Source organism: Paraburkholderia oxyphila NBRC 105797, assembly GCF_000685075.1.
Classification (GTDB): Bacteria; Pseudomonadota; Gammaproteobacteria; order Burkholderiales; family Burkholderiaceae; genus Paraburkholderia; species Paraburkholderia oxyphila.
On sequence record NZ_BAYD01000174.1, the window covers coordinates 1 to 13,267 of the forward strand.

At 62.9% G+C, this 13,267-nt stretch carries 9 protein-coding genes and 2 pseudogenes; 1 reads left to right on the top strand and 10 read right to left on the bottom strand.

The window, feature by feature from the left end:
• The 8 genes and pseudogenes from BO1_RS55660 to BO1_RS55665 form a co-directional block, all read right to left on the bottom strand.
• A pseudogene (locus BO1_RS55660) lies at nucleotides 1-471 on the bottom strand (RND family transporter); the annotation flags it as partial.
• Nucleotides 472-544: 73 nt separating this feature from the next.
• Nucleotides 545-2,374 (bottom strand): DUF1302 domain-containing protein, encoded by a 1,830-nt coding sequence (locus tag BO1_RS46300; protein ID WP_028223392.1) that lies wholly within the window; start codon nucleotides 2,372-2,374, stop codon nucleotides 545-547.
• A gap of 76 nt (nucleotides 2,375-2,450) precedes the next feature.
• A complete protein-coding gene (locus tag BO1_RS46305) occupies nucleotides 2,451-3,815 on the bottom strand; it encodes a DUF1329 domain-containing protein (RefSeq protein ID WP_028223393.1) in 1,365 nt (454 codons plus the stop codon).
• A gap of 78 nt (nucleotides 3,816-3,893) precedes the next feature.
• Nucleotides 3,894-4,046, bottom strand: a pseudogene (locus tag BO1_RS59985) (RidA family protein); the annotation flags it as partial.
• Nucleotides 4,047-4,962: 916 nt separating this feature from the next.
• Nucleotides 4,963-6,138 carry an adenylate/guanylate cyclase domain-containing protein gene (locus tag BO1_RS46320; protein ID WP_028223395.1) on the bottom strand — a complete coding sequence of 392 codons (1,176 nt, stop codon included), beginning with the start codon at nucleotides 6,136-6,138 and terminating at the stop codon, nucleotides 4,963-4,965.
• A 24-nt stretch (nucleotides 6,139-6,162) separates the two neighbouring features.
• The gene (locus BO1_RS46325; protein WP_028223396.1) at nucleotides 6,163-7,761 is read right to left on the bottom strand and encodes a PAS domain-containing hybrid sensor histidine kinase/response regulator; all 1,599 of its coding nucleotides are present in this window, start codon (nucleotides 7,759-7,761) and stop codon (nucleotides 6,163-6,165) included.
• A gap of 182 nt (nucleotides 7,762-7,943) precedes the next feature.
• Nucleotides 7,944-8,528: a helix-turn-helix domain-containing protein gene (locus BO1_RS46335; protein ID WP_134754652.1), complete on the bottom strand. Its 585-nt coding sequence runs from the start codon at nucleotides 8,526-8,528 to the stop codon at nucleotides 7,944-7,946.
• A gap of 52 nt (nucleotides 8,529-8,580) precedes the next feature.
• Entirely contained in the window at nucleotides 8,581-10,512 is a 1,932-nt protein-coding gene (locus BO1_RS55665; RefSeq protein WP_063744764.1) for a PAS domain-containing protein, read from the bottom strand.
• Nucleotides 10,513-10,610: 98 nt separating this feature from the next.
• Here BO1_RS55665 and BO1_RS46345 point away from each other — a divergent pair, with 98 nt between their 5' ends.
• Nucleotides 10,611-12,395 carry a histidine kinase gene (locus BO1_RS46345; RefSeq protein ID WP_028223398.1) on the top strand — a complete coding sequence of 595 codons (1,785 nt, stop codon included), beginning with the start codon at nucleotides 10,611-10,613 and terminating at the stop codon, nucleotides 12,393-12,395.
• A gap of 60 nt (nucleotides 12,396-12,455) precedes the next feature.
• Here BO1_RS46345 and narL read toward each other — a convergent pair whose 3' ends face one another.
• Together narL and BO1_RS60855 are read right to left on the bottom strand one after the other, a co-directional pair.
• Nucleotides 12,456-13,115 (bottom strand): two-component system response regulator NarL, encoded by a 660-nt coding sequence (gene narL, locus BO1_RS46350; protein ID WP_028223399.1) that lies wholly within the window; start codon nucleotides 13,113-13,115, stop codon nucleotides 12,456-12,458.
• Nucleotides 13,085-13,267 (bottom strand): hypothetical protein (locus tag BO1_RS60855; protein ID WP_218002875.1); only part of this gene is annotated, 183 nt, incomplete at its 5' end. The genes narL and BO1_RS60855, both read right to left, overlap by 31 nt.

Genomic DNA, 13,267 nt, shown 5'->3' on the forward strand with positions numbered 1-13,267 from the left:
ACCCAGCGTGGTCGCGCGGCGGATCTTCGCGACAATGTCTGGCGTGAGCTGGTCGGGCGTGATCGTGCCGGAGATGATCGGCTCGGCGCGAAAGCCTTCGTCGGTGATCTCGTTCACATAGGCGTTCGACGTCCAGAGCGACTGCACGCCGACACGGTCCACGTTCGGCAGATACGTGACCGCCTGGGTCACCCTGTACAGACGCGTGAGCCCTTCCTTCGTCCAGATCGAGCCCTTGCGCGCACGCACGACCACGGTGATGCGGTTCGCACCGAGCAGGTCGGAGCGGTACTTCTGGAAGGTCTGGATGTATTCATGGCCAATGGGCATCTGCTTCTCGAAGCCCGCATCCATGCGCAGCTGCACGGCGAAGAAGGCCATCACGGCGGTGAACAGGCCGATGCTTACGAGCACGGCCATCCGATGACCGAAGAACGCCCTTTCCAGCGTTTTTACCAGACGATTTAACACGGCATTTTTCCTTCAAGCGTTTCGGCCGTTTCGGCGACAAGCGGCATCGGACCACCCACCGGCGCTTTGGCCATCAGAAGTTCCGGGTAACGAACATCCCGACGAAGTTGCGGTCTGCGTACGGCTGGCCGACCGTGTTGTGCCCGCCCCAGAACAGCGTGTAGTTGATCCCCGCCTGCCAGACGGTCGGGTTCTGGTTGAACAGCACATAGAGGTTCAGCGACTTCGCGCCCTGCAGGTAGTTCGCGCTGAGGGTCGGCGTATAGCCGTAGAGTGCGTCTGCGAACGTCACGCCGGGTGTCACCTGCCAGCCGTGGATCAGCGTGCCGTCATAGGTCCAGTTGAAGTCGATCGTTGCGCCCACGGAACTGGACGTGCCTTGCGCCATGCCGATCGGGTAACCCAGGCCCGAGTTGTTGTTCAGCCACGGCAGATAGCCCGCCTGGGGCACCTGCGTGACCGTCTGGCCGTCGACCGTGCGCGTGATGCCGTGCGTGCTCAGGCCCGGGTAGTAGATCCAGGTGAGTTCCCAGGTCAGGGTGGCCTCATCCGCACCGAGCAGCTTGAGGAACGGATACTCGCTGCGCGTGAGCGCGAGCAGGCCGTTGAGGTCGTACTGGAACTTCTTCTCGTCGGCCCATTGCTGGCAGTTGACACCCTGCACGCCATTGGTGTTCAGGTCGAGCGGGCCGCCCGCGCCATAGCAGCTCGACAGCGCCACGGCGTCGTGCGGCCGGTACGAGAGCTCGGTGCCGATCGCCCAGTTGCCGATGCCAAAATTCGCGCTGGCGCCAAAAAGCTGCCGGTTCTGCAGATACGACCAGTCCAGCGTGCCGTTGGCCAGCGACGAGAGCACCGGCGACTTGTCGGTGTAGTTCTCGTAGTAGACCGCGAAATTCGCATCGAAGGAGCGCGGCGAATAGTTGAACTTCATGCCGAACTGCGGATGGTACTTCGAAGGCGCCTGCCAGTTCACAGGCAAGCCGATGTCGTTAAACGGCGGCCCGGCATACGCACCGTTGACGAGGCCGGTGTTGATGCCGTTGAGCACGTTCTGATTGCCGCTATTGGGCCCCGCGATCGTGCCTGCGCTGGGGCCAGCCACGTTGAGATTCGTGGTGCTCACCGTATACGGGTCCGTGCCTCGGCCCAGGCTGTTGGACACGGACCAGAACGAACCCACCGGTGGATAGCGATTGCCGTTCCACTGGAATTGATAGTAATCCTCAGTACTGAAGCCATGAGAAAGATCGGCGGCGAAGCTGATCATCGGCGCGGGCAGCAACGCCTGCTTCAGTTGCGAGCCGGGAATCAGCAGCTTCTGCACGTCGAGCGAGTTGGTGGCGTTGATGCCGCCCATCGCGAACATGCTCTCGCCCCAGTTGATCACCTGGTTGCCCAGACGCACGTGCGCGTTCTGCCCGTTGATCGTGAAGTCCTTCTCGCCCCACAGATCGAGCAGCTGCGCATCGTAGACGACCTGCGCGGCAGCGGTGCTGGAGAGCGGCGTGCGGTTCGTGTCGCCGGCGAGGAAGTCGTACATGCCCGTGCCGCGGATCATGAACTTGAGCCCCTCGCTGGGCATCTTCAGCAACAGCTCGCTGGTCGCGCTGATATAGGTGCTGAAGGGCTGGCCCTTGCGATAGTTCAGGTCGCCGTCGTCGCCCACGCCCCACTGGTTGACATTGGCCGCCGCGCCGCACCCGAAGGCGTTCGGATCGCCCGTGAGCGAGCAGCTCGGGTTTTGGGTGCGGATACCCGCACCCGCCGTGAGGTTGGTCACCCACGACCCCGTGAGATCGTTAAAGCCTGTCGTGAACTCGTAACCGTACGCACTCGTGGCCGCTGTTCCGAACATGGCGAGCGTTACAGCAACATCCCTTCCAATGAGCTTCGTTTTCATGCGTCTCCCCTGCCGTCGCCCTCGATGCCGACGCACACCCCCGGCGCGCGTCGGCCCCCTGTACCTGCGCCTGACCTCAGCGCTCGCTCACGGACCGCAGGGATTCGGCCGTGTAGAAGTCCGTCTTGAAGCGCGGGTCGTTGATTTGCTGGTACCAGTGGAGGTCCTTGCCCTGGCCGATCGAGGAGGCGTCGAACACATAGCGCCCGTTGCTCAGGTCATACTGCACGAACGGCTCGTTATCGCAGGCGCCGCCCAGCTCCCATACCGGAATCGGATAGCTCTCGCGCACCTTCCAGAGCTTGCCCTGCGCGTCATAGTCCTCGCCCACAAGCGCGAGCCAGCTGTCCTCGTCCAGATAGAAGATCTTCTTCGAAGCGACGTGACGCGCCGTAGGCTTGAGCGTTGCTTCGACCACCCAGACGCGGTGCACCTCGTAGCGGCGATGATCGGGCGAAATGCCGTTGAGCGTGGCGACGTCGTGCAACTTGTCCTTGAAGGTGTACATGCCGAAATCGTCATACGGAACGATCATTTCCTTCTTGCCTACGAGCTTCCAGTTGAACCGGTCGATGGAACCATTGAACATGTTGGATTCGTCGATCAGATACTGATTCTCGAAGCCGATCAGCGGTGCATCGTGCGTATAGGCCGGCATGCGTCTCACGCGGCGCTGCCCTGGAAAGTAGTAGTAGGTTTCCGAGTCCTTGTCGAAGTACTGGCGCTGCACGAAGGCCTGCCCGGCCAATGCTGCCGGCGAATCGACGGAAAAGTACGCAGCGAGGCTGAGTTGGTCGACATCTTGTGGCGTGCTCTTGCCATCCTTGCCCCCCGGGAAATAGAACACCTGAGGACCGACTGCATCGATCCAGTCGCTGCTGCCGGGGCGCGGGGAAATGGCCGTGACGACCGGCGACCACTCGACACCCTCGCCGCGGTATCGTGTTTCGTAGTTGATGATCGCTTCGGCGCCGTTCTTTGGCTGCGGAAACGCTACGCCCGGCAGCACCGCGGCCTGCACCGTCTCGCCATCCGAAGCGAGCTTCGCCGTCGTCAGATTTGCGCTCGAATTCTGCTCGGCGAAATCCGGCAACTGGCATTCGCGGTGGGACGGATAGACATCCATGCGATAGCCCTTCAGTTGCTTGACGAGCTGGATCTGCCCGGGCGACAGCTTGTCGGCGTATTTGTCGACGTTCGACGCATCGATCGTGTACAGCGGCTTCTCGCTCTTGTGCTTCCAGAAATCGCCGCGGACCTTGCCCCACTCCCAGCCTGCGGGCGTGGCTTGCCTGCCGGAAAACGCGGGCACGAGTCCGTCCTGGCTGGCTGCGCGCTCGGCACCTGACGGCGTGAGGTCGTCGGCAACGGCCGCTCCGGCCACCAGCAATAATGCAGCCGCGATGGCCGACACGGCTCCGATGGTGTGCTTTCTCATCATGACTCTCCTTCCAGTCTCACTCTCATTCGTGGTACGTATTATTAGATTCAAACCCGGCGCACTGGAGCCGAACACTCAGCCCTCGCCAGTTTTCATATCCGGGCCAATGCCGACCTGACCGGAGACCCAGATCGTGTCCCCCACCCGGGTCGTGGGCGAAAAACGGTAAGCGTCGTAGAACGCATGGAACGGCGGCGGGACGATCGATTGCCGCGCAGTGGACATTGTCATGATGGTGGTCCCTTTGGTCAGACAAGTTGACGGAAACACGGCGCGCGAAACGGATTCCCTTCTTTCAACGCGGCAAGTTCTTCATTCATGGCTGAACTCCTGGATCGTCAATCGGCGACCGGGTTGCAAACGCCCCCACGCCGCCTACGTAGAAAACTTTACCAAAGTTAGGTCATGATACAAAAATAGGAGAAAGAAAAAAGAGAGGGAATTCCCTGTGTGGGGGTCTGTGCCGCCATTCCGTTCCCCGGTCACAAACGCTTCCAGCGCCTTACTGGAAAACATTACCTAAATTAGGTCACAATGAAAAAGACGAAATCGAGGCCGCCTTTGCGGACACAAGGCAACCGGCATGCCGCCAAAGTCCTCTTGCTTTATTTTGTAAACATACCTATCTTATGTATCATGTCCTAGCAAAACGATCTGCAATCCCGGTTTGTGCGTGGAAGGGTGCAGTCGATAGCGTCAGCAACCCGCCGCCTTGGCATCGGAAGGCGTGGGAACGTGGCCTGGAGCGGCTTTTGTCGCGAAACCGGTGCTGCCCAGTTAGCGGCGGAAAAGACAGGAGACGGTGATGTCTGGCATTCTCAGCAATTGGATTTATATGGGCAGCAATGCATACGACGAGTACACGTTCGTGCCATGGCTGAACAAGAACGTCTACCGTCGTACCGTAGATTTTAGTCAGGTATGCATACTGTAGCGTTGGCGTGTTGTATTTCCAGTTTTTGACCGACGCGCAGGAACGTCCGTCCGCATTGGATCCGCCATTCTGCGAGACGATATAGGGGCGTCAGGCGGCAATCTCGAGGACGCGTTATATCGCTATAGCGGCGTGGCCAAGGGCTATGCACGACGCGTAGCCGATCGCTTGCGCATGATGAAAGCGGAATTCGGTGTGTAGTCGCGGTCTTGCTCAGGTTCGGCCGACCAGGAACCACGTTCGGAGCTCGCCCATGCCTTTCGTCACGATCGTGCCGCGCGCCTCGAACACGAAGGGCTCGCCCAGCCGCTCGCGCGTGGCCGCCGTCACCTGCACGCGCCCGGCCATGCCGTGCGATTCCATCCGGCTCGCGAGATTCACGGCCACGCCCCACAAGTCGTAGATGAACTTGCGCTTGCCGATCACACCGGCCACGACTTCGCCGCTGTTGATGCCAATCCGCAACTGCAGGTCGCAGTGCCGCAGCGCGTTGAAGCGGGCCATCGTATCGATCATGTCGAGCGCCATGTGCGCCGCGCGCGCCGCGTGGTCGTCCACGGGAATGGGCAAGCCGGCAGCCGCCATGTACGCGTCGCCGATGGTCTTGATCTTTTCGAGGCCGCGCGTGTCGGCGATGCTGTCGAAATCCGTGAAGATATCGCTGAGCATCTCGACGAGTTGCTCGGCACTCAGGCCAGCCGAAAAGCCGGTGAAGTTCACGATGTCCGCGAACAGAACCGACACCTCGGGGAAGCGGTCTGCAATCACCTGCGGAAAGCTGCTGTCGGCAACGTCATGAAGATGAGCTTTCAACCGCTCGGCAATCGGAAGGGGCAGCATATTGCGCAACAGCCGCTCCGATACTTTCTGCTCGGCGACCACCTTCGCATAGAGATCCTTGAGCTCGTCGCTCTGGCGGCGAATCAGCTCGCGGCTCGCCTCCACTTCCCGCACCTTTTGCTCGAGCGCCTTGCCGTACTCGCGCGACTCGCGGTGCAGCAAGCGGACCTCCAGCATGTTATGGACACGCATCAGCACTTCCGCCAGATCGAACGGCTTGCTGATGAAGTCCTTCGCGCCGGTTTGCAGCGCGCGCAACTTATGGGCCGGCTGTGCGGTGATCGCGATGACCGGAAGATAGTTGTCCACTTCGAGCGACTTGAGGCTCTCCATCACCTGAAAGCCGTCGAAGCCGGGCATCTGGAGATCGAGCAGGATCAGGTCGTAGCGGTGATGCCGATGAAGCTCGCTCACTGCGGACGCTTCCATCGTCGACGTGACGTGAACGTAGCCGGCGCGGCGCAGCATCTGCTCGAGCAGCAGCACATTCGCTTCCAGGTCGTCGACGACCAGAATTTTCGCGTTGAGGATCGCTAATGAATCGATCATGGCTCGATGCCCGATGACCTGAATCTAGCCCCGGCTTTCCACTGATGCGAAGGCTTCGGCGAGCGCATCCATGAACTGGTCGATCTTGATCGGCTTCGTCAAGTAGCGAAAGAATCCCGCTTTCAGTCCCTTCTCCACGTCGCGCGGCATCGCATTCGCGCTGAGCGCGAGAACCGGGATTTGCGCGGTCGCCGGATTCTTGCGCAAGATGCTCAGCGCTTCCACGCCGCTGATATCGGGCAGGTTGATGTCCATCACAATCACCTGCGGCAGCGCACTGGATGCGAGTTCGACACCGAGCTGTCCCGTCATGGCGCTGAGCATCTGGATGTCCGGGCGCCTCGCAATCAGTTGCTCGACCAGCTTCAGATTGGCCGGATTGTCCTCGATATAGAGCACGGCAGGCACGCGCGCCCCGCCAGCCGCCCCGCTCTCTGGCACTGTGCTCGCGGACACGGTGGGCGATGCGGCGGTCGTCGGCGCGATATCGGGAGCGCGCGCCGCATCGAGCTCGATCGAGAAGACACTTCCCGTTCCCGCGGTGCTTTCGACACCGATGGTGCCGCCCATCAGTTCCGTCAACCGCTTGGCCACCACGAGGCCAATGCCGGTGCCCTCTTCGGTGCCGGCGTCCTGTCCCAGGCGATTGAATGGCTGGAAGAGCTGGCCCAACTGATCCAGCGACAAACCCGGGCCCGTGTCGGCGACGCTGATGCGAACCCGGTCCGCTACGTGCGTCGCGTCGTATTCGACGGTGACCGTGCCCGACGGGCGGTTGTACTTGATCGCGTTGGAGAGCAGATTGATCAGGATCTGCTTGAAGCGAGTCCGGTCGGCGCGGACATGGCAGCGCGGCTCCACATGCGGAAAATTCACCACGATGCACCGTTGCCGCGCCTGCGGCTCGATCATGGATGCGCATTCGCGCAAGATGTCGCTCAACGAGACCGGCTCCGGAGAAATGGACACCTGACCGGATTCGATCCTGGCCAGATCGAGCACTTCGTTGATCAATGCCAGCAGGTGCCAGCCCGCACGCAGAATCTGGTCGATGCTCGCCTGTTGCGAAGGCGTCGGGGGCGGCGACTCGGAGGCCATGAGCTGGGCGAAGCCCAGAATCGCATTGAGCGGGCTGCGCAACTCGTGGCTCATGCTGGACAGGAAGTCGGATTTCGCGCGGTTGGCGCGGTCTGCGGCGGCCAGCGCCTGCTTCTGGTCATCGATATCGGTGACCGTGCCAACCCATTTGACGACACGGCCCTCGGCATCTCTCACCGGCGACGTCCGGTCGACATGCCAGCGATACGTGCCGGCGGACTGGCTTTTTAAGCGCACCTCCATCTCGTATTCGGCGCCGCTCGCGAGAGCGGACTTCCAGTTCGCGAGCGCAGCTTGCACATCATCGGGGTGGATCACCGATGTCCAGTTCCAACCCTGAATTTGCGCGAAATCGAGCCCGGTATAGGTTTCGAGCCGTCGGCTGACGAAGTCCACTGAGCCATCCGGATCGGCAGTCCATACGATATGAGGTAGCGCGTCGGCGAGCGACCGGAAGCGTCGTTCGGTGTCGGAAACCCCGGTTTCGGGACATGGACGATTCGTCGATATTGGTAGCTTTTGCATGATCCAACCCCAAAGCGCACGCCGACATGTCGGCGACGCAGCATGGCCACATCGCGGTCTTCATGTTCCCGCTGATGCAGCGAAGCGTCAATGAGGAGAGGATTGGCTTGACAGACTGGGTGGCTTCGTCCCGCCGTATCAATTTCGCAACGAATAACTGACGCGCCGGCGCTTCCAGCTACTCAGTAATCCGAACCGCTGGCATGCCCATACATGATCACCGTGATGAAGCGGATCGGCAGCTTGATCAGGCGCTCCGGTCCATGCGGCACCGATCCGCGAAACGTGAACGCGTCGCCGGGCTGGAGCAGGTAGCTGCGATTGCCGTGCCGGTACTCCATCTTGCCCTGCAGCATGTAGATGAATTCCGTGCCCGGATGCTCGAAGGTCGGGAAGATCTCGGACTCGTCGTCCATTGTGATGAGGAACGGCTCGAACAGCTTGGCCGGTCCCTGGTCGTAGGCGAGCAGATGATAGGTGTGGCCCTTGGTCGTGCCGCGCCGCACCACCTCCATGCCCTTGCCTGCCTTGACATGCTGCGCGGTGCCTTCCTGGCCTTCGAAATTGCGGAACAGCGTGGACATCGAGATGCCGAGCGCGCGTGCGATGCTCACCATCGATTCGAGGCTGGTCGACACCTGGCCGTTCTCGATCTTCGACACCATGCTGCGCGAGAGCCCGCTCTGCTCCGCGAGCTCGGCGATCGTGAGCCCCTGATTCGTGCGGTTCTCGCGCACGACTTTGCCGATGAAATGCTCGATCGACATCGAAGAATCGGAAGCCTCCGCTGCGGCCGGCAGTGCTTCTTCTTCGTCCCGCTCAACCCGCTTCGTCATCTGCCTGTTCCTTTTGATCCAACGTGCCTGGCGTGCCTGGCGTGCGGCCCTTGCCCGTGGCTTCACCCGCCGCGAGCGCGGTGTCGATCATGTCGAGGGCGCTCGGGAATTCGCTCTGCGCGAGCGACCAGCCCACTTGCGCCGTGACACGGAATTCATGCCCCTCGACGCGCAGCGGACGGCCCATCATCGCCCGCAAGCTTTCCGCGAGGATCTCGGCGGCGGCTGTGCAGTTCTCCGGCACCAGCGCAGCCACTCGCCCCGCGTGCTCGCACCAGTCGAGCGCCGCCGTCGAGAAGTCGGTGAGCATGATCGCAAAATCCTGCTTGTCGAGCAATGTTGCGCCATTCAGGTCGCTTTCGATCGCCTGCAAGCGCCGGCCCAGTTGCACCAGCACGCGGTCCGCATACTCCGGGCCGAATCGTTCGGTCACCTCGTCGAAGTCGATCACGCGCACCGCGAACACCGCGCACGGCTGGGCGTTGCGGCGCGCGAACGCCAGGGCAAAGCTCAGCCGGTCCATGAACATGGCGGAATTGGCGAGGCCCGTCGAGCGTTCGAACACGAACCTGCGCCGCGCGCTTTCCTCGGCGAGCTGGCGCCGCGTCACTTCGATGATGAAGCCTTCGAGACCGAGCAGCTCATTGCGTGCGGAGAAGATGCCGCGCCCCTGGTCCCACACCCATTTGGTCTGGCCCGAGCGGTCGATGATGCGGTACGTCAGCTCGTAGGGCTCGCCCACCGCCACGCGCGCCTGAATTTCATTCCAGACCAGCTCGCGATCCTCGGGATGAATGAGCGAAACGAACTTCGTCACCGATTCGTCAAGCAGTTCGCTCGCTTCATAGCCGGTCAACTCGAAGCAGCCCTCGCTCACGAACTCCATCGACCAGAGGCGGTTGTTCTGTCCGCGATAGATCATCGCGCGCACGTTCGAGAGCAGCATGCGCAGGCTGCGGCGGCTCGCGCGCAGCGCCTCTTCGTTGCGCCGGCTGTTCGACACGTCCAGCGCGAGGCCGACCGCGCCGACCAGGTGGCCTTCCTGGTCCGCCACGGCATGGCAGCGCAATTCGACATGGAACATGGTTTCGTCGGCGCGAATCATGCGCACGACCGTGATCAACTCGCTGATGTGGCCGTCGAGCAGCGTCGTGAGCCGCGCGGTCAGCGTCGGGCGGTCTTCGGGATGCACGAAGCCGGCGAGCGGCGGAAAATCGCCGCCGCCGCCGACGATACGCAGCATGCTGCGCCATGCGGGATTCACGAAGATCAGGTTCTGCTCGCGGTCGATGCGAAAGAGCGCTTGCGGCAGTTGCGCGACCACGTCCTGGCAGTGCTGCTGGATCTGCGCTTCGCTGCGCTGCGCCTCGGCGCTCGCGTAAGGCGCGGGAAACTGCAGCAGCGTCAGCCGCGAGCCCCGGCCGCGCAGCACGGTGACGGGATGGCGCCTGAACGTGCCATCGCCGTAGGCGAGGCGCAACGAGCCGGAGGTGCGCTCGTCCTCGCCGCCGGCTTGCGCAAGCAGCTTCGTCAGCTCCAGCAGCGACTGCGGATGCACCAGATTGCCGAACGGCATGCCGACGATCTCATCGACATGGTGTTCCCAGCGCGCATGTTTGAGGAATGCGCCGTTGACGAACACCAGCGCGTCGTTGTCGAGCAGCACCGCGGGCGTGGAGAGATTTTCCGCGAAGGCGGTGAGCTCGGGCGCCGCGGAGCTGCGCATGCCGCGCCGCACCGCCCGCTTCGCGCCGAACGTGAAGGCGAGTCCGAGCAGCCCGCTCGCCAGCGCGAGCGCGAAGGCAATGGCGATATAGAGCAGCACGTCGACGCCCTGGCCGGGACCGAGCTTCGGCAGCACCAGCCCCACGACAAGCACCAGCAGCGTGGTGGAAAACAGATACACTGTCATCATGCATTGCCCTCGCGAATCCGCAATCCGGGCGCAGCAGTCACGTGCAGTAACGTTGCGGTGAGCGCCCATCGAGTACCTTCTTCGCTACTTGTCTCCAGATGAATGCCGCCGACCGCGCCTGGTTGCGCCGTTACCCGCTCTATGCGAAAACCTGCATCGTCCTCGCGTGCCTCGTCGCGCTCATCGCGCTGCTGTTCGTCTGCACACGCGTGCAGCTGGACAACAAGGCCCTCTACGAGCAGGCTGCCGTCACGCTCGGCGATGCCGCCAGGCTGCACCGCATCGCCACGAGCATCTCGGCGGCCGCGCCCGATGCCGCCGCCAGACTGAACGCCCAGGCCACCGAGCTCATCCACAACGATACTTTGTTGGCGCACTGGCGGCAACGTGATGCGCCCACGCCGCTCATCGCCGCCCAACTGCAGACGCTCGACAGCGCGCGCGCGGCACCGGAGATGCTCGATGCGCTGCGTGTCGAGATCGACCGTCAGGGCGACGCGCTCGAAGCCGTCATCACGCTGCTCGAGGCCTGCACGGCCGCGCTGTTGTTCGCGGGCATCTTCGCGCTCGCATGGGGCGCGCGGCGCGCGCTCGTATTGCGCCCGGCGCTGCCCTTGCACATGCTCGGCCAGGTCGGTCTCGAGGTGCCCGCGGGGCGCGACGAGATCGACCGCCTGATCAAGGTGCTCAACGGCCTCGTGGCGCGGCTGCGCAGCGAGCAGGACGAATCGGCCCGGCTCAAGCGTATCGTCGAAGACCATATTGCGTTCGCTGACCAGTCGCTCGACCTGCTGCATTATATCTGCGCCCAGCTCGCCGAAGACGCGCCCACAGGCGGCACGCTCGAAGCGCTGCTGCAACGGCTGGTCGGCATCCTGCGCGTGCAGCGCATCGCGCTCGTGCTTTCCGAGCCTTCGGCTCAGCTGCTCGGCGTCGACGCGATCGTGGCGCCTGCCGACCTCGCGCCGCACGTCGTGCGCGAGCGCGTCGTGAACGAGCTGATGTCGCTCTCCGGCGTGCGCTCGCTGCCGCACAGCGAGTCGGATGAGCTCCTGACAATCATCGCGGCACCCGTGCGCGTGCCTTCCGGCGCGTATGGCGTGCTGATCGGCGAAGGCGACGCCGACACGCGCTGCGAGCAGCGCCATCTGCATCTGCTGGAGACGATCGCGAGCGTGCTGGCTCAAGCCATCTCCAACCTGAGCCGCGACGTGCGCGACCGGCGCATGACACTGCTGGAGGAGCGCAACGCGATCGCGCGTGAACTCCACGATTCGCTTGCGCAATCGCTCTCGTACATGAAAATCCAGCTCGCGCGGCTGCAGGCCGTGCTGCCCGAAGAGCTCTCGCAGAGCGATGCCGGCCAGATTGCGCGGGCGATCCGCGAAGGGATCGACAGCGCCTACCGCCAGCTGCGCGAGTTGCTGACCACCTTCCGTACGTCGGTGCACGCGCGCGGACTCGCGGCGACGCTCGAGGAAGTCGCCGAGGAGCTCTCCTCGCGCAGCGAGGTTCAGATCTCGGTCGACAACCGCATACGCCGCGTGCGCCTCACGGTCAACGAAGAGCTGCATATCGGGCAGATCGTGCGCGAAGCGCTCACCAACGTCGTGCGCCACGCGCGCGCGTCGAGCGCGCTCGTGACGCTCTCGTCCAACGAGCGCGAGGTGACGGTCACGATCGAGGACGATGGCCGCGGCATCGCCACGGAATCGGGTGGCGAGCATCATTACGGGCTCTCGATCATGCGCGAGCGCTCGCGCAGCCTTGGCGGGCGGCTCGAGATCCGCGCGAACGAACCGGGCTCGCGCATCGTGGTGACCTTCGTGCCGGCCTCCTTTGCCCAGCAAACGCGCATTGGAACGGGCAGCGCCCCGCGCTAGCGCGCTTATACTGCGCGCGGCCTCGAAGCTGCCGAACGGGGATGCGCGCGAGGCCGCCGCTCAGGCGCCCGAGGCGAGGCGTCGCCCGACGTGCTCGCGGTGCCATACGACCGCCTCGAGCCGCGAATGCAGATCGAGCTTGTGCAGCAGATGCTTGACGTGCACCTTGACCGTGCCGACGCTGATGTCCAGCTTGCGCGCGATCGCCTTGTTGCAGAGCCCTTCGACGAGGTAGTCGAGCACTTCCTGCTCGCGTGCCGAGAGCAGCGTCTCGCTTGCGCAGAAGGACTGGCTGCCCGAGAGCGCCTGAACCAGATTGCCGGTCGCGGCCTCGCTGAGCACGGCTGTGCCTTTCAGCACCTTTTGCAGATTCGCGCAGAGCTCCTCGGGCTCCATGTCCTTGAGCAGATAGCCGTGCGCGCCGGCCCGCAGCGCAGCCACGATATCCCGTTCGCTGTCGGAGACGGTCAGCATGACGAGGCGTGCCTTGACGCCACGCTCACGCAGTAAGGCGATGGTTTCCACGCCGCTCATCTCTGGCATGTTCAGGTCGATCAGCATGACGTCGGGGTCGAGTTTGAGGGCCATCTCCATGCCCTCCTGGCCCGAGCTCGCTTCGCCGACTACCCTGAAAGCCGGGTTCATCTGGATGAGCTGCGCCACGCCGCGGCGGAATAGTGCGTGGTCGTCTACGAGAAGAACGGTGGTGAGAGATTGCATGCCAATTTCTCCTGCTTGATGGCGCAAGCGCCGGACGCCATTAAGTATGGCGAGTTCGCGCTGTGCGGCAATCTACAAGAGGAGATTGCACTTTGGGGGTAGCTGGGGAAATCGCCGGGCGATTTAATTGTTTTTTTGTGGTTTTCTTTGGC

Bases quoted from the DNA above. Each gene is read 5' to 3' on its own strand.
- BO1_RS46300 (WP_028223392.1), bottom strand. From the start codon at position 2,374: ATGAAAACGAAGCTCATTGGAAGGGATGTTGCTGTAACGCTCGCCATG.
- BO1_RS46320 (WP_028223395.1), bottom strand. From the start codon at position 6,138: ATGATCGATTCATTAGCGATCCTCAACGCGAAAATTCTGGTCGTCGAC.
- BO1_RS46325 (WP_028223396.1), bottom strand. From the start codon at position 7,761: ATGCAAAAGCTACCAATATCGACGAATCGTCCATGTCCCGAAACCGGG.
- BO1_RS55665 (WP_063744764.1), bottom strand. From the start codon at position 10,512: ATGATGACAGTGTATCTGTTTTCCACCACGCTGCTGGTGCTTGTCGTG.
- BO1_RS46335 (WP_134754652.1), bottom strand. From the start codon at position 8,528: ATGTCGATCGAGCATTTCATCGGCAAAGTCGTGCGCGAGAACCGCACG.
- narL (WP_028223399.1), bottom strand. From the start codon at position 13,115: ATGCAATCTCTCACCACCGTTCTTCTCGTAGACGACCACGCACTATTC.
- BO1_RS46345 (WP_028223398.1), top strand. From the start codon at position 10,611: ATGAATGCCGCCGACCGCGCCTGGTTGCGCCGTTACCCGCTCTATGCG.
- BO1_RS46305 (WP_028223393.1), bottom strand. From the start codon at position 3,815: ATGATGAGAAAGCACACCATCGGAGCCGTGTCGGCCATCGCGGCTGCA.